The 20967-nt window shown below is 64.4% G+C and carries 15 protein-coding genes and 1 riboswitch; of the genes, 7 read left to right on the top strand and 8 right to left on the bottom strand.

The features are described 5' to 3' along the window. Nucleotides 1-10: 10 nt before the first annotated feature. Together PG897_RS13820 and PG897_RS13815 are read left to right on the top strand one after the other, a co-directional pair. On the top strand, nt 11-880 hold the full coding sequence (locus tag PG897_RS13820) for a phosphoribulokinase (RefSeq protein ID WP_010634905.1): 870 nt from the start codon (nt 11-13) through the stop codon (nt 878-880). Nucleotides 881-895: 15 nt separating this feature from the next. After that, nucleotides 896-1429 carry a DUF4136 domain-containing protein gene (locus PG897_RS13815; RefSeq protein ID WP_010634906.1) on the top strand — a complete coding sequence of 178 codons (534 nt, stop codon included), beginning with the start codon at nt 896-898 and terminating at the stop codon, nt 1427-1429. Nucleotides 1430-1490: 61 nt separating this feature from the next. Here the strand turns inward: PG897_RS13815 and PG897_RS13810 are convergent, their stop codons facing one another. Together PG897_RS13810 and PG897_RS13805 are read right to left on the bottom strand one after the other, a co-directional pair. Next, complete coding sequence (locus tag PG897_RS13810) at nt 1491-1787, bottom strand: MliC family protein (RefSeq protein WP_017763891.1); 297 nt, start codon at nt 1785-1787, stop codon at nt 1491-1493. Between the two features lie 49 nt (nt 1788-1836). Beyond that, nucleotides 1837-2241, bottom strand: coding sequence for an OsmC family protein (locus PG897_RS13805; RefSeq protein ID WP_005304045.1), 405 nt, complete (start codon nt 2239-2241; stop codon nt 1837-1839). A 311-nt stretch (nt 2242-2552) separates the two neighbouring features. Here PG897_RS13805 and crp point away from each other — a divergent pair, with 311 nt between their 5' ends. Next, on the top strand, nt 2553-3191 hold the full coding sequence (crp, locus tag PG897_RS13800) for a cAMP-activated global transcriptional regulator CRP (protein WP_005304048.1): 639 nt from the start codon (nt 2553-2555) through the stop codon (nt 3189-3191). Nucleotides 3192-3317: 126 nt separating this feature from the next. Then, a complete protein-coding gene (locus tag PG897_RS13795) occupies nt 3318-4118 on the top strand; it encodes a putative RNA methyltransferase (RefSeq protein ID WP_005304051.1) in 801 nt (266 codons plus the stop codon). Nucleotides 4119-4177: 59 nt separating this feature from the next. Here the strand turns inward: PG897_RS13795 and PG897_RS13790 are convergent, their stop codons facing one another. From PG897_RS13790 to PG897_RS13775, 4 genes are all read right to left on the bottom strand, one after another. Next, the gene (locus tag PG897_RS13790; RefSeq protein WP_333563743.1) at nt 4178-6100 is read right to left on the bottom strand and encodes a glycoside hydrolase family 19 protein; all 1923 of its coding nucleotides are present in this window, start codon (nt 6098-6100) and stop codon (nt 4178-4180) included. Nucleotides 6101-6175: 75 nt separating this feature from the next. Beyond that, nucleotides 6176-8554, bottom strand: a complete 2379-nt coding sequence (locus PG897_RS13785; RefSeq protein WP_270829119.1) for a M66 family metalloprotease — start codon at nt 8552-8554, stop codon at nt 6176-6178. Between the two features lie 68 nt (nt 8555-8622). Continuing rightward, nucleotides 8623-11232 carry a glycosyl hydrolase family 18 protein gene (locus PG897_RS13780; protein ID WP_270829118.1) on the bottom strand — a complete coding sequence of 870 codons (2610 nt, stop codon included), beginning with the start codon at nt 11230-11232 and terminating at the stop codon, nt 8623-8625. Nucleotides 11233-11342: 110 nt separating this feature from the next. Next, a riboswitch (cyclic di-GMP riboswitch) is annotated at nt 11343-11430 on the bottom strand. A 174-nt stretch (nt 11431-11604) separates the two neighbouring features. Continuing rightward, nucleotides 11605-15105, bottom strand: coding sequence for a hybrid sensor histidine kinase/response regulator (locus PG897_RS13775; protein ID WP_270829116.1), 3501 nt, complete (start codon nt 15103-15105; stop codon nt 11605-11607). A gap of 219 nt (nt 15106-15324) precedes the next feature. Between PG897_RS13775 and PG897_RS13770 the strand changes: the two genes are divergently transcribed. The 3 genes from PG897_RS13770 to PG897_RS13760 are packed head-to-tail and all read left to right on the top strand — an operon-like array spanning nt 15325 to nt 17368. Continuing rightward, complete coding sequence (locus PG897_RS13770) at nt 15325-15936, top strand: DUF2975 domain-containing protein (protein ID WP_065018676.1); 612 nt, start codon at nt 15325-15327, stop codon at nt 15934-15936. 7 nt (nt 15937-15943) lie between these two features. After that, nucleotides 15944-16153: a helix-turn-helix domain-containing protein gene (locus PG897_RS13765; protein WP_005304071.1), complete on the top strand. Its 210-nt coding sequence runs from the start codon at nt 15944-15946 to the stop codon at nt 16151-16153. 6 nt (nt 16154-16159) lie between these two features. Then, nucleotides 16160-17368, top strand: coding sequence for a hypothetical protein (locus PG897_RS13760; RefSeq protein WP_065018675.1), 1209 nt, complete (start codon nt 16160-16162; stop codon nt 17366-17368). Between the two features lie 74 nt (nt 17369-17442). Here PG897_RS13760 and PG897_RS13755 read toward each other — a convergent pair whose 3' ends face one another. Then, nucleotides 17443-18597: a 3-phenylpropionate MFS transporter gene (locus PG897_RS13755; protein WP_010634915.1), complete on the bottom strand. Its 1155-nt coding sequence runs from the start codon at nt 18595-18597 to the stop codon at nt 17443-17445. A gap of 266 nt (nt 18598-18863) precedes the next feature. Beyond that, nucleotides 18864-20957 carry a TonB-dependent hemoglobin/transferrin/lactoferrin family receptor gene (locus PG897_RS13750; RefSeq protein WP_270829115.1) on the bottom strand — a complete coding sequence of 698 codons (2094 nt, stop codon included), beginning with the start codon at nt 20955-20957 and terminating at the stop codon, nt 18864-18866. Nucleotides 20958-20967: the final 10 nt, after the last annotated feature.

The following is a 20967-nucleotide window of genomic DNA, read 5'->3' as shown; positions in this document are numbered from 1 at the left end:
AGAGAATTCTATGTCGGCCAAGCATCCCATCATTGCGGTTACCGGTTCGTCCGGTGCCGGCACCTCCACCTCCACCATCGCCTTTCGCTCCATGTTTCATCAGCTCGGATATCAGGCGGCCGTGGTGGAAGGGGACAGTTTTCACCGCTACACCCGCCCGGAAATGGACGTGGCGATCCGCAAGGCGCGCGAACAGGGGCGCCACATCAGCTATTTCGGCCCCGAGGCGAACGACTTCGGCCTGCTGGAGAGCTTCTTCCAGGAGTACGGCCAGAACGGCAGCGGCCAGTATCGGCGCTACCTGCACAGCTTCGACGAGGCGGTGCCATTCAACCAGATGCCGGGCACCTTCACCCCCTGGCAGAACCTGCCGAACGACACCGACCTGCTGTTCTACGAGGGGCTGCACGGCGGCGTGGTCACCGAGGATCACAACGTGGCCCGCCACGTGGACTTTCTCATCGGGGTGGTGCCCATCGTCAACCTGGAGTGGATCCAGAAGCTCATTCGCGACACCTCGGAGCGCGGCCATTCGCGCGAGGCGGTCACCGACTCCATCGTCCGCTCCATGGATGACTACATCAACTTCATCACCCCCCAGTTCTCCCGCACCCACATCAACTTCCAGCGGGTGCCGACGGTGGACACCTCCAACCCCTTCAGCGCCAAGGTGATCCCGAGCCTGGACGAGAGTATGCTGGTGATACGGTTTCGCGGCATCAAGCAGGTGGACTTCCCCTACCTGTTGTCGATGATCGACGGGTCCTTCATGTCGCGGATGAACACCATAGTGGTGCCGGGCGGCAAGATGGGCTTCGCAATGGAGCTGATCCTGCGCCCGCTGATCCAGCAGCTGCTCGAAACCGGCAAGATCACCTGAGCCAAGGAGCTGACGATGCGGTTAGCATTTATCTCTGTGGGATTGGCCGCCCTGCTGGGCGGCTGCAGCAGCGGCCCCGCTGCACCGACCTTGGAGGCGGGCACCATGGTGGTGCGCCCGGCGGCCAGCTGGCCGTTCGGGGCGACGCCGCGCTATGCGCTGGCCGAGCAGTTCCAGTATGCCGGCGACAGCGCCGAGGGCTGGCTGGAGCCGGTCCAGCAGGCGGTCAACCAGGCGCTGGGCAGCAAGGGGTGGCAGAGCGTGCCCCTCGACGAGGCCGACCTCTGGGTCGCCATCGGGGTGGCCGGCAGCAAGGATCTGAGCGACGGCGAGATCTTCGCCCGCCTCGGCATGACGCCCGGGCTGCAGGCCAAGGCCGATGCCCGCAAGGGGACCCTGGCCATCGTGCTGCTCGACCGGCGTACCCAGCAGGCGGTGTGGAGCAGCGCCATCTCCCTGGCCAGCGACGTGGCCATCGCCGAAGGGGATCGCCAGCAGCTGAGCCGGCAGCTGGCCGCCAAGATGCTCGACTCCCTGCCCACCCGCTGAGCTCTTCCTTAAATGCAAAACGGCCTGCATCGAGCAGGCCGTTGCGATCACACCATGACAGTCACTTGCGCTGGCAAGTCAGCAGGGTTACCCCTTTCTGGCTGAGGATGGCCTGCTTCTCCTGGTTCCAGAAGGTGGTGACACCGTCGGAATACTTGGCACCGGACTCCGCCTCGACCCGGCCCAGCTTGTGGTAGACGCCGGCATAGGGGAACTGCACCATGTCGGCCTGGGCGTCATAGGTCACGGCCAGCATCTCTTCACCACACTGGTACTGGCTGAACTGGTATTGGGTCGGCTGCGGCATGCTGCAGGCCGCCAGTCCCAGCAGGGGGAGCAACACTATCATTTTTTTCATTGCACTTTCCTTATGTCATGGCGTTATTCGATCGGAATAATCACGGCTATCAGGCTTCAACAATTTGATAACTATGGGTAATTTCTACCGCTTTTTCCAACATCAGGGAAACTGAACAATATTTTTCCATCGACAGATCCACCGCGCGGGCCACCTGTTTCTCGGCCAGCCCTTTGCCGGTCACCACGAAGTTGAGGTGGATCTTCTCGAACACCCGCGGTACCGAGTCAGCCCGCTCTCCGGCCAGCTCCACATGACAGGCGGTCACGGATTGACGCGCCTTCTCCAGAATGGAGACCACATCAATTGAGCTGCAACCACCCACCGCCAGCAGGATCATCTCCATCGGGCTGGCACCCTCGCCGGGGTTGGCGCCGTCCAGGATCACCTGGTGACCGGACTCACTCTCGCCCACAAACTTCATGCCTTCCACCCAGCTGACCTTGGCTTTCATTTCACTTTTCCTCTTGATGACGACAGATCTGACCGACATAGCATACCCCAGACGGCGCGACAGCGGCACATATCCGCCATTTTCACGAACTTCCGGGCTAACTAGATCAAAATCAACATCTGATGCCCTCAGCTTCCTTACAATGGCGAACGGAGCGCAGCAGGGGTTGCAAGGGGAGCTGGCAAAAGCCCTCAAAGCCTTGTCAGCACAGACAAAGGCTCTTATCCTACTGCGACTAATACAAGGAATGGCAAGGTTGGCAGCTTGCCCGGACGCACGAGTCCATAAAAAGACACTACAGAGGAATTCTCATGGTCATTGGCAAACCGCAAAGCGATCCCACCCTGGAATGGTTCTTGTCGCACTGCCACATTCATAAGTATCCCGCCAAGAGCACCCTGATCCACGCGGGTGAGAAGGCGGAAACCCTCTACTACATCGTCAAGGGCACTGTGGCCGTCTTGATCAAGGACGATGAAGGCAAGGAGATGATCCTCTCCTATCTGAACCAGGGCGACTTCCTGGGCGAGATGGGCATGTTCGAGGAGAACGAGAATCCCGAGCGTTCCGCCTGGGTGCGTGCCAAAGGCTCCTGCGAAGTGGCCGAGATCTCCTACAAGAAGTTCCGCCAGCTGATCCAGGTCAACCCGGAAATCCTGATGCGCCTCTCCGGCCAGATGGCCAAGCGGCTGCAGCACACCAGCCAGAAGGTCGGCAACCTCGCCTTCCTGGACGTGACCGGCCGGATCGCCCAGACCCTGCTGAACCTGGCCAAACAGCCGGATGCCATGACCCACCCGGACGGCATGCAGATCAAGATCACCCGTCAGGAGATCGGCCAGATCGTCGGCTGCTCCCGCGAGACCGTCGGCCGGATCCTCAAGATGCTCGAAGAGCAGGAGCTGATCTCCGCCCACGGCAAGACCATAGTGGTGTTCGGCACCCGCTGATCCCCGCTACTGGCGGCCCCGCACTGGGCCGCCGGATAAAGAAGGCTGCCACGGCAGCCTTTTCTGATCGCCTCCCCTATAATCCCGAACGCCCCTGCCAGCACGGCTTTCGCCAAGAGAGATCCTATGCACCTTCAATGCCCCATTTGCCGCAGCCCCCTTCAGCTGCATGACGCCTCCAAGGGGCGCTACTGCGCCAACAAGCACCACTTCGATCCCGCCCCGGAAGGCTATCTGGATCTCATCCCCGGCAAGAAGAATCCCAAGGACAGCGACAGCCGCGCCCTGATGCGCGCCAAGCGCCACTTCCTGGAACAGGGCCACCAGCTGCCGCTGGTCGAGGCGATGGCCAGCCTGCTCGCCCCCCTCGAACCGCGCGAGCTGATCCACCTGGGCTGCGGCGAGGGCTACTACTGCCGCGCCCTGGCCGAACGGCTGCCGGGCTGGCAGTTTGCCGGCGTCGACATCGCCAAGAACACCATCTTCGCCGCCAACAAGGCCCAGCCGGAAGGCCAGTTCGTCATCGCCGATCCGGCCCGCGCCCCCATCATGCCGGGCACGGCCCAGCTGCTGCTGGTCAACGATCTCAAGGTCAAGACCGAGCTGCTGGTCAACTGGCTGGCACCGGGCGGCTACCTGCTCTACCTGCAGCCGGGGCCGCGCCATCAGTGGCAGCTGAGGGTCAGCCTCAACCCGGTCAGCATGGAACACCCGCTGAGCTGGCCGAGCCTGGCCGGCCTCGACCCCATGGGTCAGCTGCGCTGCCAGTTCAGCATGCAGATGGATCAGGGCCTGCGCGAGCACATTCTGGAGACCAGCCGCCTCGGCTGGCGGGCCAGCGGCGAGCAGCGTCACGCCTTCACCCACCAGGGGCCGGACGCGCTGGAGCAGGATCTGCTGCTGAGCCTGTGGCAAAAGCCGCTGTGAGCGCATTCATCCCATGAAAAAAGGCCCTGACGGGCCTTTTTTATTGCGCAGAGATGCCGTTACAGCTTGATCCAGGCATCGCTCCAGGCCGTGCCCTTGCCGGGCTCGTAGGCCCAGGCCGCGCCGGCACACCAGCCGGTGTAGGGATGGGGCTTGCACTGGTAGTTGCCCCCCAGGTTGCTCACCTTGTCACCGGCCTTGTAGGCGGTGCCCTCCTTATAGGGCGGGTTGCCATCCGGCGGCGTGGTGCCGCCGCTGCCCTTGATCAGGATCTCGTGGGTGGCGCTGCGGCTCAGCCCCTTGTCGTCGGTCACCTTGAGCACGAAGCCGTAACGGGTGTCGCTGGCCGGGGTCGGCGGCAGGGTGGCACTCAGGGTGGACTGGGTCAGGTCCGAGGCGCTGGCCCCGGCTGGCAGGGTCCAGGCGTAGCTGAGTGGCTTGCCTTCCGGATCGCTCGAGCCCTGGCCGGAGAGCAGCACGGTGGCGCCGCCCAGCGCCTCGCTCGGGCCGCTGATGTTGGCCACCGGCGGCAGGTTGGTGCCACCGCCGTTATCCTCGATCACCACCTCGGGGAAGAAGTGCTGCACGCAGCGGCTGTAGTCACGCTCCTTGAACGCGCTGAAACGGGTCTGGTAGCCCACCAGCTTGCAGGCGTAGCTCTTGCCGCCGTTGGGGTTGCCCGGCACATAGCTCCAGTCGTTCTCCCAGTAGATGGGCAGGGCGCCGGCGCCGGCCTCGTCGAACACCTTCATGTTCTTGCAGCCGAGCACCTCGTCGGCGGGCACCGGCACCCCCAGATACTGGGCCTGGGCCTGGTAGTAGGTGATCCGGTTCTGGGACTGGGCATGCTCGGCCGCACCGCCGCACTCTACCCCGCCGTTGATGATCTGGGTGGTCACCCCGAAGCCCGGCACCAGGCCGTTCTGCCGGTCGTGGGCATTGGGCTGCCAGGTGCCATCGACCACGTGCAGCATGGAGGGCTTGGGCGGCTGCGGATAGACGAAGAAGAAGACGGCGCTGGCCAGGTTGAGCCAGGTGTCCGCCACTTTCTCCGGGTTGTCCAGCAGGGTGCGCACTGTGCCGAACATGGCCTCGGAGAAGGGGCCGTAGTTGTAGTTGTACGACAGCTGCTTAGCACCGCGACCGAAGTAGCTCTTGAACTCGCCGTTGTCGAACTTGCCGCACGGCCACTGCTGACCCTGCCACACCTCGGGATTGCACTCGGCGTTGTAGCCGCCGCGCATCTGCTCGGTCCAGCCCATCTCCCGCACCCACACCAGCCCCTGGCGCCACTCGGGCTCGGGTCGCCAGTTCTCGTGGCCGCCGGTCTCCTGGGCGAAGTGGGCGAACATGGTGGCCAGCGACTTGCGGCAGATGGCCTCGGCGTTGCGCCCGTCGCTGTAGTCGCCACAGAAGGCCGGAAACTTGGCCACCGCCTGCAGGAAGCCGCGATAGGTGTACTCCGGCGCCCGCAGCGGGAACAGGAAGTTGAACTGCGATTCGCTGAGCAACCCCTCCACCCGTTTGACGTTGGCGGGGTTGAGCGGCAGACCGGGGGCCACCGCCTCGACCACGGCGTTGTCGCGGGTGGCGATGGAGGCCTTGACCGCCGTCATGGCCGGGAAGTCGGTGAGCGCCTGCTCCCTGGCATCCAGCTCGCTCTGGCTCAGGTAGACGGGGCTGCCGTCGGCGGTACCGCTGCCGCCCTGCTCAGGCGGAGTGACCCCCTCTCCGCTGGCGGGGGGCGTCACCTCACCCTCCCCCATCAGCGCCCACGGCGAGTCCCACTCGTTGGCCACCTGCACTCCCGGGCTCTGGCCCGGATTGGCGTACCACTTGGCCTCGTAGATCTGGCCGTTGAAGCTGACCTGGCTGCCGCCGGCATAGCCCTGATTGATGTCATAAGGGGTGGCGGCCCACAACTGGCCACTCAGACAGAGCGCGGCCAGCAGGGTGGCCACAGAGGACTTTCTTGTCATCATATTTACCTCTTGCTAGAGAAGGGCGGGGCTTGGCCCCCGCCCGTGGCACCTCGCGTTGCGCGAGGCGAAAAGGGATCAACGCGTCGTCAGCGGCATGCCGTTGACCGTGTAACCGAGCCCGGCCGGGGCAGCCGCAAGCTGGGCCTCGGCCTGTGACTGGTTGCGGCACAGCACGCTGGCGCTGCGCGGCTCACTCGCGGTCGGCACATTGACGTGGAACTTGTTCATCACGCTGGCGTTCAGCCTGTGGTTGGCCAGCTTGAAGCGCAGCAGGCCGTCGCGGGTCTCCACCTGCAGCTGGCAGTCGCTGTTGCCGAGCCGCTCGCCATCATCGCCATAGGCAAAGCCGTAGGCGCCGTGCAGCGCCGGGTAGAGGTAGCTCGGCAGCTGACCCTGCGGGTCGTAGTAGCCGACCAGGGTGGTCACCGGCACGCCGAAGGCGGCAGGCTTGCGATCTACCGCCAGATCCGCCGGCGCCCCCTCGTTCCAGCGGCTGCCGTCGGAGGTGTAGCTCTTCTTGAAGCCGCGCGAGACGGTGATCTGCTGGCCGTTGATGAAGAGGGTGCTGTTGTAGCCGGCATTGTGGTCGATGCTGACGATGCGGCCGCGATTGACCGTCGAGGCGGCCGGCAGCTGGATGTTACGGGTCCAGTTGCCATCCCACATGGCCACCTTGACCAGATCGTACTCGGCCAGCAGGGCGGCCAGCCTGGCCTCACCCAGATCGCTCACCGGCGCGGTGATCTGCTCGGCGAGAGTGACCCGGTGGCGGTAGGGCTCCATCTTCGCCTGGCTTTCGTTCCACTTGCTGAAACCGGTAGGTGAGCTGGCGTCGAACACCGCCTTGCTCTCGAGGAAGCGCTGGATGATGGCCGCCGAGTTGGGGGTGTAGAGGGTGAAACGGTTGAAGCCGGAGAGCGGCTCGCCGCCGGCCATGGCGTCGAAGCCGAACTTGCGGCCATCAAACGGGGCCTGGCACTGACCGTCCAGGCAGGCGCTCTGGCCGCTGCGGCTCGCAAAGAAGTTGGGGATGAAGCGGTTCTTGTCGCCATCCCAGCCCCAGGTGGCATTGATCTGGTCGGCGCTGCGGTGCACCGAGCCGGCAAAGCCGCCCACATAGTGGCCAAGGCCGTAGTTGTGACCCACCTCGTGGCTGAACTCGTTGCCAAGGGAGGCGTCCAGGGTGACGATGCCGCCCCCGCCGGAGCCGCCGTGCACCTGCACCCCGTTGGCGTACTTGCCGCGGCTGTTGTGGGCCGCCAGCTGGGCCACCACGTAGGGGTGGCTGCTCTCCCCCTCCCCGGCGGTGCTGTTGATGCCGTAGTTGGCATTGTCGATGCCAAGGGAGATGAGCTCTTTGCCGATGCGCTGGCGCATGGTGCCGCTGTGCCAACCCCCCTCGCTCGGATCAAAGTCGGTGAGCAGGGTGCCATCGGGCAGCATCACTTCCGGCAGCGCCAGCGGCGCATACTGGCTGACGACGAGGCGGCTGGCGGGAATGGTCTGGAAGTACTCCCGCTGGGCCTCTTTGTCTTTGGCAAAGGCGAACTGGTCGCGCGGGCTGGTCAGCATGCCGATGTCGATGGTGTGAATGAGCAGCTCCCCCGGCGCCCCCACCTTGAGGTCGGTCAGCTCGCCGCTCAGATCCCCCTGGCTCAGGCGCAGGGTGAGGCCGGGCATGATCCACTCGGCCGGCAGCACGGCGCTCCAGGCGTCGCTCGCATAGGTGATGCCGTTGTTTTCCAGCTCGCCATCGCGGATCCACTGGCCGCGCACGAACTTGAACTGCTGGCTCTGGCCACGGGAGAGGGTCACCTGACGGCCGCTGAAGTAGACGGTGGAGTTGTAGCCGGCATTGGAGGCGAGGCGCACCATCTTGCCCTCCAGGCTCGCATCGCGGGGCAAGAAGATGTCGCGCACCCAGCGGCCGTCGGCGGTCTGGATGGTGACCAGGGCATGGGGCTGCAACTTGCCGAGCAGGAAGGCACCGCTCGGGTCGCTCAGCCTGGCCAGCTCGCTGCTGCTGTTGATGACGGTACTGGTGCCGGGGCCCGGGGTGAAGTCGACCCCCTCCTCCGGCGTCCCCTCCAGGTAGTAGGCGGTCTTGGGCAGGCGGGAGGGCGGCTCCAGCGTGAGGCTGCCGAGCAGCTTGCCGGCGCCGTCGCGGGCCTCGAGCGCCAGCGGCGCCTCGTTGCCGGCCTGCAGCGGGCGCACCAGCAGCAGGCTCTTGCGCAGGGCGGTGAGGCGGGGCTGGTTATCCCCCTCCCGCGGGTGGGCGGGCAGGATCTGGCTCTGGGCAAACTGGACCCCGGCCAGCAGCGATCCCTGCAGATCGTTCTGCGGCTGGGTGGTATCAAAGACCTGTGGCGTGGGGGGCTGAACGGCGGCCAGCAGCGGGCCGCTTGCCAGGGCTGCGCCGATCAGGCAGGCAAGATGTGTGGTGCATGTGGTCATGGTGGTGCTCTTTTGTTGTTATGGGGGAAAAGGAGGGGCATGCCTGGCATGCCCCTGTGGATGGTGAATTACTTGCAGCTGGCGGCGCCGATGTCCTGCCAGACGTCGTGCTTGCCTGGCTCGTTGCCGCGGGTCCAGTACTGGGCCTTCCACTGGCGACCGTTGTGGCTGGTCACGTCACCTGCGTTGTAGGCGACATTGGCATCCCAACCCAGCTGCACCTGGCTTATCAGCTTCCACTGATCGGCGCTGCGGCTCGGCTCATTGCCCTGGGTCCAGTATTTGGCCTGCCATACCAGCTGGTTGTGGCTCACCTTCTCGCCACCGTTGTAGGTGGTCGCAGCCTTCCAGGCCGGCCAGTTGGCGGCATCCGGATCGGTGGCGTTGCAGTCGCCGCCACCGCTGACCGGGGTCACGGTGAGGCGGGTAGCGGCCTGGGCATCCAGTGCGCCGTCGGTCACGGTGACGGTGAGGTCATAGCCGGTCTCCACGGTGATGCTGGGGCCGGTCACCACCAGGGTCTTGCTGTTCTGACCGCTGGCGGTGAGCCCGGCCGGCACGCTCCACTGATAGCTCAGGGTGTCGCCGTTGGGATCGCTGGCGTTGGCGGTGATGCTCACCTGCTTGCCGGCCTGGACCGAGACCTTGTCCTGCACCGTGACGACCGGTGGCAGGTTGGGCTGTGGCGCCTTGTTGGTCACCACCACCTGATCCTTGGCGCTGAGGTTGTGGTCATCGGTCACGGTCAGTTCGAACACCAGGTTGACGTCCTGGCTCACTGCATCGACGGCTACCTTGGCCTTGGCCTGGGTGGCGTCGCTCAGGGTCGCCTTGGGACCGGAGATCTGGGCCCAGCTGTAGCTCAGCACAGCCCCTTCCGGATCGCGGGAGGAGGAACCGTCCAGCACCAGCTCGGCCGGCCCGGTCACCGCGAGATCGTTGCCGGCATTGGCCACCGGCGGCTTGTTGACCGGCGGTGTGCTATCGCCGTGGCCCAGCCCCTCGTGCATGGCGTTGAGAATGTCGCCGTTGTCGGCGTCGATTTCCCAGGCGAACATGCCGCCGAGCTGGTTGGCCAGCACGTACTGCCCCTTGGCCTTGACCGAGCGCTCGTCATCGAAGGTGATGAGCTCGCCGGTGGCAGCCTTGAACACGGACGGTGCCTCTGCCACTTCGTCATAGCTGTACTGCCAGTCGCCGGCCATCTTGCCCTTGGCGATGCCGCGATAATCGATGACCCCCTTCTCCCAGATCCCTTCCGCCTCGGTGCCCGCAATCGGGCCGGTGGCGGTGCCGGTGAAGGGGTTGTTGCCCTGATACCCGCTGACGCCGGTCCAGCCGCGGCCATACATGGCGGCCCCCACCACCACCTTGCCGGGCTCGACGCCCTGACCCAGCAGCGCCTTGACCCCCTTGTCGGTGGTGTACTTGGTGTTGGGATCCCAGCTCGACTCGTAGAGCGCGGTCTGGTGGCCCAACCCGGTGTTGGTCCAGGCGCCGTTGAAGTCGTAGCTCATCAGGAAGATGTGATTCATGTATTGCTGGGCGGCGCGATAGTCCACCTTGGCAATCTTGTCGCCGCCGGCGCTGATGGCGGAGGTGAGTTCATAGGTGCGGCCCGTCTCTGCGCTCAGCTCGTCGAGCATGGCGCGCAGTTCCTTCATCAGCAGCACGTAGGTCTCGCCATCGGAGGGGCTGCCGAGGTTGGGGTTGGCCCCCAGGCCACCCGGGAATTCCCAGTCGATGTCCACCCCGTCGAAGAATTTCCAGGTCTGCAGGAACTCCTTCACCGAGGCGACGAAGGTGTCGCGCTTGGCCTTGTCACCGAAGAAGAAGAAGGGGTCGGAGAGAGTCCAGCCACCGATGGAGGGGAGGATCTTCAGGTCCGGATAGGCCTTCTTGAGCGCCATCAGGTTGCCGAAGTTGCCCTTGTAGGGTTCGTCATAGGCAGTGAGGTTGCCCTGCCCCATCTGGATGGCGGCCCAGGGATCGTGGATGGAGACCTTGAAGTCCTCGCGGCCGGCACAGGAGCGCTGCAGCGCCTCGAAGCTGCCGGAGATCTCTTTGAGGCTGTCGTTGATGCCGTTGCCACCGCAGATCGGGGTGAAGCCGTAGAGGATGTGGGTCAGGTTCTGGGCCGGGATCTTGTCCACGGTGAACTTGCGACCATAGACCCCCCACTCCACGTAGTAGGCCCCCATCACCTTGCCGGTCTTGTTGACGTAGGGCTTGTTGTTCTCCTTGAGCGGCGCCTTGAGTGGCAGCAGGTGGCTGCCGTCGGTGTCGGCCACCAGGATCTCTTTCTTGTCGGAGAGGGTGCAGCCGTCGGCGTTGCACAGCGCTACCTGCATCTGGTAGCGGCCCCCCTTGGTGACCTTGAAGTTGGCGGTGCCGGAGGCGGACGCGGCACCGGACCACACCTCCTTGCCGTCGAGCAGTACCTTGGCGGTCTGGCCGACATCACCGGACCAGAGGTTCCAGCTCACGCTGACCGGGGCACCATCCTTGTGAACCGTCACCAGCTTGTTGTAGGAGGTGGCGGCCTGGTCCACTTCGACGATGGCGAACTTGGTTTCGCCCCAGCCGATGGTGGGTTTGCCGGGGGCGGCAGCGAAGGCGGAGGAGGCACAGAGCCCCCCGACGATCAGTGCCAGTACGGAGGGTTTTGGACTTAACATAGTTGAATATCCTTATTTCGTTCTTGGAATAGATAACGAAAAAGGCAACGCAACCTGACAGGTAACGCAGACAACATCGCACCATGGCTTGGCCCATGGACGAAACAACCTGTGGTGGCCCCGCTATCCTAGGTACCGCTGACCCTTAGACCGGAAGCTTTGCGTCCCGGACTTTCATCCGGTTTGCCTTTTGCACAACTTGATTTGCGATAAAAATAATCGCGACCTGACTATAAGGGAGTCAAAGGAGAGAGGGCAAACCCCTGATTGATTATTAATAAGTCACTTTTTACCGGTTTTGAGCCTCAAACGAGAAGAAAAGGCACATTTCCGGGTCGGAAAGTGCCGATCTTGCCACTTGGGGGCCGCCGATTAAAAATCGGACGAATTCCCGGATTCGTGATCACCATCAAGTTTGGCCGGCCGCAAGATGCTGTTCATCAGCGCCCGCAGCTTGAGCGGTTTGACCGGTTTGCTGATGTAGCCGTAGCCGTGTTCGCGGATCTGTGCCTGCAGCTCGCTCTTGCGATCCGCACTGATGATGATGCCGCCGATGTCGTTGCCGTGGGCGAGACGCAGCATGTGCAGCGCCTGTAGCCCGGTCTTGCCGTCGTCCAGATGGTAATCGGAGAGCACCAGCTGCGGCAGGAAGCCGCCGGCGATGAGATCCTCCGCCTGGGCCTGGCTCTGGGCGCACACCACCTCGCAGCCCCAGCGCCCCAGCAGTGACTGCATGGCGATCAGGATGTCGCTCTCGTTGTCGATGCAGAGCACCCGGATCCCCTCCAGCTGGCTGTCCCGCTGGGCGGGGGCCGCTACCTGCGTCGTTGCGACAGGACGGGTCGCCAGATTGAGGGTGACGGCAAATACCGAGCCCGCTCCCGGCCAGCTGCGCAGGGTCAGGTTGTGGCCGAGCACCAGGGCGATGCCGCGGGCGATGGCAAGGCCGAGCCCCAGCCCCTGCTCCCGCGCGGTACGGGAGTGATCGAGGCGGGAGAACTCGTCGAAGATCGCCTCCTGCTTGTCGGCCGGAATGCCGGGGCCGTTGTCCCACACCTCGATGCGCACCTTGTCGCCGAGCCGGCGACAGCCGAGCAGCACCCGGCCGCCCGGGTTGTAGCGAAAGGCGTTGGTGAGGAAGTTTTGCAGCACCCGCCGCAGCAGGCGCACGTCGCTGTAGACCGCCACACCGCTCTCCACCACCGAGAACTGGATCCCCCCCGCCTGCGCCAGCACGCCGAACTCCGCCTTGAGGTTGTCGAACACGTCGCGCAGGGCGAAATCCAGTTTCTTGGCCTTGAACTTGCCCGCTTCGAGCCGCGAGATGTCGAGCAGATCGGTGATGAGATCCTCGGTCGCCCCCAGCGCGTCGTCGATGTGGCGGGCGATGCGGGCCGGCTCGTCCGCCGGCGGCAGCATCTCCAGCAGGGAGGAGGTAAACAGCTTGGCGGCGTTGAGCGGCTGGGTGAGATCGTGGCTCACCGCCGCCAGGAAGCGGCTCTTGGAGTGGTTGGCCCGCTCCACCTGCTGGTTCACCAGCAGCAGCTGGCGGTTGAGCTCGGAGAGCTCGTGGGTGCGCTCGGCCACCCGCGCCTCCAGGTGTTCGTTGGCCTCGCGCAGCACCCGCTCGGCGTCACGAAACGGGGTGATGTCGGTAAAGGTCATCACGAAGCCGCCCGCCGGCATGGGGTTGCCCTGCATCTCGATCACCCGGCCATCGGGACGCTCGCGGGCCGAGATGTGCTGGCTGCCCCGCTGCATGAAGGCGACCCGCCGCGCCACCTGGGCCTCCACATCGCCGGGGCCGCACAGCCCCTGCTGGGCGTTGTAGCGGATGATCTCCTCGATGGGGCGACCCACCTGGATGAGGCCGGGGGGATAGTGGAACAGCTCGATGTAGCGCCGGTTCCAGGCCACCAGCTTGAGTTCCCGGTCCACCACCGAGATCCCCTGCCCCATGTGTTCGATGGCTCCCTGCAGCAGGCCGCGGTTGAAGCGAAACACGTCGGAGGCCTCGTCCACTATGGTGGCGATCTCTTCCAGCTGCATGTTGCGCCCCTGCAGGGCCGAGGCCAGCACCAGCCGCGCGGACGAGGTGCCGAACACCCCAGCCAGCAGCCGCTCAGTGTGGGCGATGAGCTCGGCGGAGGCCTGCATCTGGGGCGCCAGGGTGCCGCCTCGCTCGCCGGCGAAACGGCCGAAGGCGCGCTTGACCCGACTCGAGCCGACGAAGCGGGCTGCCAGCATCTCCAGCTCCTTGACCGAAACCCGCGCCTGATAGAGCGCAGTGGTGTCGCGGCTCGGCTTGCCGACGAAGTTGGCCGCCTGCAGCCGCTCGCTCACCGCCGGGCGGGAGAGCAGGGAGCCCGCCACATAGCCGACAAGGTTGAGCAACAGGCTGAGGAAGATGCACCAGGCCCCCAGGCTCAGGTCGCGCACCGCAGGCCAGTCGGGCGGCGCCAGCAGGGTCGCCAGCGGCGAGCCGGCCAGCAGGCCGCTCTCCGCCAGCAGGGTGGCGAACCAGAGGTTGACCCCGAGGGCGAGGCCGAGATAGACCCCCTTGCGGTTGCCGTGCCGCCAGTAGAGACCGAGCAGCAGGGCCGGCGCGAACTGGGCCACCGCACCGAACGACAGGTAGCCGATGCGCGACAGGCTGGTGAGATCGCCGAGCCAGAGGTAGAGCCCCCAGGCCGCCAGCAGGATCAGCAGGATGGCGCCGCGGCGCACCTGCAGCAGCAGGCGCACCAGCCGCTCGTCGCGCCCCTGCTGCCAGAAGCGGCGCAGCAGCACCGGCAGCACCAGATCGTTGCTGACCATGATGGCCAGCGCTATGGTGCAGACGATCACCATGCCGGTGGCCGCCGAGGTGCCGCCGAGAAACGCCAGCAGCGCCATGCCGTCGAACCCGAGCGACATGGGGAGGCTGATCACATAGGTATCCGAGGCCATGCCGGCCCCCACCCACTGCTTACCAGCCAGCGCCAGCGGCCAGATGAAGAGCCCCATCATGAACAGGTAGAGCGGGAACAACCAGCGCGCCCAGTGTAGATCCTGGCCCTGGTTGTTCTCCACCACGGTCACGTGAAACTGGCGCGGCAGGCAGATGACGGCGCACATGGCCACCAGGGTGTAGATGGCGAGCTCCAGCAGGCTGCCCGGCGTCACCGCCACCACCGCATCGAGAAAATCGCTGGCCACCAGGGTGCGGGCCTGGCTCGGCTTGCTGAGGATGAGCCAGAGCGCGAAGCTCCCCACCGCCATGAAGGCGAGCAGCTTGACCACGGACTCGAAGGCGATGGCCACCACCATGCCGCGGTGGTGCTCGGTGGCATCCAGGTGGCGGGTGCCGAACAGTATGCTGAACAGGGCCAGCAGCAGGGCCACCCCGAGCGCCAGCCCGGCGGTATTGCCGGTGGGGCCGGCGGGCACAGGGTTGGCCATCAGCAGATCCAGCCCGGTGACGATGGCTTTGAGCTGCAGCACCAGGTACGGAAGTATGCCCATGATGGCGATCAGCGCGATCACCATGGCCAGGCGCTGGGACTTGCCGTAACGGGCGGCGATGAAGTCGGCGATGGAGGTGATATGTTCGCGCTTGGCCACCAGGATGAGGCGGGCCAGCAGTCGCCAGCCGAACAGGAACACCAGCATGGGCCCCAGGTAGATGGGCACGGGCGACCAGGGCGACTCGCTGGCCTGGCCCACGGTGCCGAAGAAGGTCCAGGAGGTGCAGTAGACCGCCAGCGACAGGCTGTAGAGCAGGGGCTGGCCCTGCAGGCGACGCCGTTTGTTCTTGTCCGCCACGTAGGCGATCAGAAACAGCAGCCCCAGATAGGAGAGCGACAATCCGATCAGCAACCATCCCTGGTGCATCTGTAACCTCTTGTCCGTGTTGAAGATTCAAGCGCAGCAGCAGCCAGTCTAGAGAGCTGCCCGGAAAATGTCATCTCCTTATTGCGGCGAGAATTTATCGTTTTTCAATAAAAAATGGTTGAATAAATATCGAAAAACGATAAACATCTGGCTGTGTTTATTGATAAACGATAACTCGGCGCTACGCGTGGCCCACCCTTTCACTCAAAGAGGTAAGCGATGAAACACAACAAGCTCGAACGCATGAGCAGCCTGATCGAATGGATCCTGCTGGCTACTCTGCTGGCCACCCCCGTCCTGACGGTCATGGGGGTCTGGTCACACCTGATCGGCGGCAGCGACTACCTGCAGCAGGAACTGCAAGAAGCGCTGAAGGTGGAAGAGAGTTCGGTGCTCGGCAAGGTGCCCCTGACCACGGAGTCGCTCCCGCAGGCCAGCACCCAGCCCGCCGTTGCCGACTATCCCCTCACTTTGGGAACCCGCCTGCTGGGCACCCTGGTGATGCTGCTGCCGGACCTGGTGTTCATGCTGATGCTGTGGCAGCTGCTCCAGCTGTTTCGCGGCTACCGGCAGGCCATGCTGTTCACCTTCAGCCAGATCCGTCGCTACCAGTGGATCGGCCTGCTGCTCTGCGTCAGCTTCGTCACCAAGATCGGCACGACGCCGCTGCTGGACATAGTGCTCACCCTGCCGGGACCCGAGCTGCACGGCAAGATCAACATCAGCTCGTCGGACTTCCAGCTGCTGCTGGCCGGGTTGATCGTCTCGGCACTGGCCCTGGTGATGCGCGAGGCCAAATTGCTGGCCGATGAACAACAACTGACGGTGTGAGGATCCCATGCCCATCATCATCCGACTCGATGCCCTGCTGGCCGAACGCAAGATGACCGCCCGCGAGCTGGCCCTGCGGGTCAACATCACAGAGGCCAACCTCTCCATCCTGAAAAACGGCCATGCCAAGGCGGTTCGCTTCTCCACCCTGGAGGCGATCTGCCGCGAACTGGGCTGCCAGCCCGGGGATCTGCTGGCCTTCGAGGAGGAGCGTTGATCCCCTATGAGTCGCCATCTCACCCTGTGTGCCCTGTGGTTGCTGCCGCTGTGGGCCTGCGCCGCCGATGACACCAGCGGCCCCCGCTACCACATTGAGCAGGGCAGCCGTGCCAATGAGTTGCAGGTACGCCTCACGATGCAGGGCAATCCCCCTTTTACCCTGCTCCCCCCTCGTCAGTTGCCGGGCAGCACCGCGCCGGTTTCACCCAAGCTGGTCTGTCTTGCAGACAGCCAGCCGGTGGCCCTCAACCAGCCCTTCTCCTGCCAAGAGGTCGGCTGGCAGGTAACCCTCACTCCGGCGCCAGCCCTGGGGGCCGATGCCTCGGCCCAGGCATCGCTGCTGTTTGCCCCCAATCGGTGGCTATTGACCGAATGGGGCAATCTGGTGCGCCAGCAAGGGAGTCGCCAAGGGGAAGTCTGTCTGCCGGATGGCAGTTGCCAGCCGCTGCCGGACCTCAACCAGCCGCCGCTGATCCTGCCATTTGGTCTGGCCACAGTGCCCGTCACCGAACGGGATCCCAGGCTGCTGCTCAGCCATGACGAGACGGCCAATCGGCTCGATCTGCCGGCCCTGCAGCAACAAATGAATGAGATCATCGACTATCTGGCCTTCCAGCTCGATGTCACCCCGCCCACTCACCCGTGGCGGCTGGTGTGGCTGGGGCGGGATGTGGCGACCCGCTCCCTCGGCGGCGCCGCCGGGGATCAGGTGTTTGTCGCCAACTACCCCACCAGGGATGGCAAGCCGACGCCACAGGCGCCACTGCGTCTGCTGCGCACCTCCGCCCACGAGGCGGTGCACATCCTCAGCACCGCGCCACAGCCCACCTGGGTCAACGAGAGCCTTGCCGAGTACCTTGCCATCAAGGCGCTGCGCCGCTTTCGGCTGCATCAGGTCACGGCGGTCAACGAGCTGGCCGAACGGGGCAAGCAGTTGCCCCATGGCGAGAGCGGCCTCTATCGGGCAGCCCGCGAGGTGATGGCAGGAGATCGCTCCTACTACCCGCTCTTTTACGTCAAGGGGAGCGCCTTCTGGGAAACCCTGGACAGGGAGCTGCAGCACAATGACGCCACCCTCGCCCGGCTGCTGCCCCAGCTGGGCTGGCTGCCGGATGGTCGCTTTGATACCGCATCCAATGAGCTGCTTGCTGGCACCATAGGCTCGGATACCTGGCGCCGCCTGAGCCGCCACTATCTTGGCGAAGCGCGGTAACGCCGCACGCCGCAACGAAAAAGGGAGAGCCATGGCTCTCCCTTTTGCTGCGTGATGATTCAGACGGGTCGGTATCAGACCGGGACATGCCCCTGCCCAGACGGCGCAGCTGGGCGCAGGCGCAGCACGAACACCGGCAGTACCACCAGCACCATCAGGAAGAAGATGCTGCCTCCCAGCGGTTCGTAGAGCAGACCGCACAGGGTCATCAGGGCGGCCACCGTCATGCCGAGCCCCAGCGCCGCATAGAGCGCCTGGGTCGGGATCAGCTGCTCGGCCGGCAGCTGGCGGGTCATGAAGCGCACGGCGCCGAGGTGGCTGACGCAGAAGGTAACCGCATGCAGCAGCTGGCCCGCCACCAGCACCAGGATCTCGGTGGAGGCTCCAAGCAGGATCCAGCGCACCACGCAGCCCAGCGCCCCCACCAGAAACAGAGTCTGGGCGCCGAAGCGGTTGAGGAAGCGCTTGTCGGCGGCGAACATGCCGATCTCCGCCACCACCCCCAGCGCCCACAGATAGCCGATGGTGGTGCCGCTGTAGCCCGCCGCCTTCCAGTGAATGGCGCTGAAGCCGTAGTAGGCGGCGTGACTGCCCTGCAGCAGGGCCGAGATCAGCAGGAAGCGGCGCACCTGGGGAGACTTGAGGGTATCGAGCAGGGAGGCCTTGGCCCGCTCGCCCTGAATGTCCCGCGGCGCCGGGTGCAGCGGCAGCCAGCTGAGCAGCAGCATCAACAGCAGCCCGGCCACCATGGTGTGCAGCACCCACTCGCTGCCAAAATTCCCCACCAGGGCCCCCACCAGGGTCGAGGCGACGATGAAGGCAAAGGAGCCGCACAGGCGCACCTTGCCGTAGTCGAGGTGCGCCTGCACTACCATGCGGGTGGCCAGCGCCTCCCCTACCGGCATCAGGGTCGGGTAGATGAAGTTCGCCACCAGGGTCAGTCCCACCAGCCACCAGAGATTGTGGCTGAGATAAAAGCCGAGGAAGGCCAGCAGACTGAGCAGGCAGAGCAGGCGGGTGACCGGCAGCAGGTGCCCCGCCCCCTTGATCTGCCCCATCACCATCAGGTTGCCGGCAAAGCGGATCGCCATGCCGGCACCGAGCAGCAGGCCTATCATCTCGGCGCTCACCCCGATCCCCTCCAGCCAGAGCGACCAGAACGGCAGATAGGCACCATAGACGAAGTAGAAAGCACCAAAAAACAGGGCTAACCAGGAGAAGGCGGGCATAGATCCTCGGCAAGGGGGAAGATGGGGCACAAATGATAACCGATTTGCCGGTGGGGATCCTGCGATCCCGGGCGGGAAGCCGCGCAGATAATAGTGAAAAACATCAATAAAATTGAACTATTGGCGCAAGACCGGTGTCTATCGAGTAACACCTCCTCCTGGTTAGTGTTGCAATCCTTCCACCCGCCACCGGCGGGTTTCTTTTTGGCCGTTCGCTTGCGCCATGAAAAAGGGGCCCGCAGGCCCCTTGTCGTGATGGGTATTCATCAGAACACGTACTTGACCCGTGCACTCAGGTTGCGGCCCGGCTCGGTCTTGTTGCTGGTGCTGGCACTGGCGCTCTGCCCCGTGATGCTCTCGTAGTTGACGTACTCCTTGTCAAACAGGTTGAAGACGCCCACGTTGAACTGCAGATCCTGCACCGGCTTGAACTGGGCGTAGATGTCCACCACGCCCCAGCCCGCGCTCTTGATGTTGTCGTTGCCCTTGGCATCCTTGCCCACCTTGCTCATGTCGTCGGCAAAGCGCAGGGCGGTGTTGATGTTCCAGTTGGCCTGCTCCAGTCGTACCCCCAGGGTCCCCTTGAGCGGGCTCAGGCTGTTGATGTAGTTGCCGTCGCCATCCTTGCCCTCGATGTAGGAAAGGTTGCCCCAGACGTTGACCAGATCGTTCAGCCAGTAGTCCGCCTTGGCCTCGGTCCCCTTGGTGGTGGCCTTGTCCAGGTTCTGGTACTGGTAGACGGCGGTGCGCCCTTCGGTGCTCACCTGGCCCAGCTCGATGAAGTCGTCGAACTTGTTGTAGAAGGTGGCCACTTCATAGCTGAAACCGCCGGCGCTGCCGCGCACCCCCAGATCGATGCCGTCGCTGCTCTCGGGTTTGAGGTTGGTGTTGGGCTCGATGCGATAGCCGTACGCCTGATGGTTCAGGGTGGAGAAGGCGTTGTCATACATGGGGGTCTTGTAGCCGTGGCTGTACTGGGCGAACAGGTTGGCCGCCTCGTGCGCCTTGAATACCAGCCCCAGCTTGGGCGAGAACTCCCCTTCGGAGAAGCGTTTGAGGTTCTCGCCCGTGTAGGCGGGATCCTGATCCGGGTTCATCCGGTAGTAGTCATAGCGGGCCCCCGGCGTCAGCACCCAGCGCTCGCCGAACTTCAGCTCGTCGAACGCCCACAGGGCGCCGTGCTCTGTGGTGGTGGAGGGGAAGCTCAGCTCGCTGTAGCCTTCAAAATCCCCCGCCACGGTCGGCGCCTTGAAGCGGGTCCGCTCGTTGTCGGTGTGCTCATACTCCAGGCCCCAGGCCAGTCGCTGGCTATCCAGCGCCTTGCTGAACTTCACCTGGGCGCCCAGGCTCTTCTGCTCGAAACCGTTGTGATCCAGCGAGTTCTTGGTCACATAGGGGTTGGTCGGCCGCACCGGGTATTTGGAGGAGGCGTACTGATCCATGGTCTGCTTGGTGCGGGCGTAGTAGAGCTTGCTGTCGATGCGATCGACCCAGGGTGCCTGCAGGGCGATGCCGTGATCCAGCACCAGCGACAGGTTGTCGGTATCCTTGTCGGTGATTGGCTGGTTGAAGACAGAGCCCGCCTTGGTGAGGTCGACCGCGTCGGGGTCCTGACCCTCGGTGAAGTAGTCGACGGTCAGCTTGAGGAACTGGCTATCGCTCAGGTTCCACTGGCTCTTGAACAGCAGCGCCTGGCTGACGATGTCGAACTCGTTCTTGTCGCTGTCGTAGTTCTGGGTCACCCCGCCGTCACGCCAGGTGTAGCGCAGCAGGTTTTCCAGCTCGCCGGTACGCAGGGCACCGGTAAAGCCCGCCATCTTCTGGTGGCTGCTGGAGGCATAGCCGGAGGTGGCGTCCAGATAACTGTCGCGCCCCTTGAGGAAATCCGCTGCATCCTTGGTGGTGATGGCGATGACGCCGCCCAGCGCATCGGAGCCGTAGGCGGCCGAGGCCGGCCCCTTGACCACCTCGACCTGCTTGATCATGTCGGTGTCGAAATAGCTCTGGCCCACGCCGCCGTTCTTGTAGGCGTCGTTCTCGCGCACGCCGTCGCGCACTATCTTGACCCGGTTCTCGCCCATACCGCGAATGATGAAGGTCTGGGCATCGCCGGCGCCGCCGAGGGCGGTGACGCCCGGCTCGTAACGGAACAGGTCGGCGACGTTGCTCACCACCTGCTCTTCAATCTGTTCGGCGGTAATGACCGAGATGGGACCGGAGACATCTTCCAGTTTCTGCTCCATCCGGGAGCCACTGACCACCATGACGTCATCTGCTTTCTTGTCCGCCGCAAAAACCGGGGAAGCGAGGCCGGCCGCCACGGCAAGGGCGACCAGCGATAGGGTGTTGTTATGGGCCACTGCAAATCCT

It is taken from the genome of Aeromonas sp. QDB20, assembly GCF_027707805.1.
Lineage (GTDB): Bacteria > Pseudomonadota > Gammaproteobacteria > Enterobacterales > Aeromonadaceae > Aeromonas > Aeromonas dhakensis.
The sequence above is the reverse complement of the archived record's forward strand: the minus strand, read 5'-3'. Positions and strand labels throughout refer to the sequence as shown.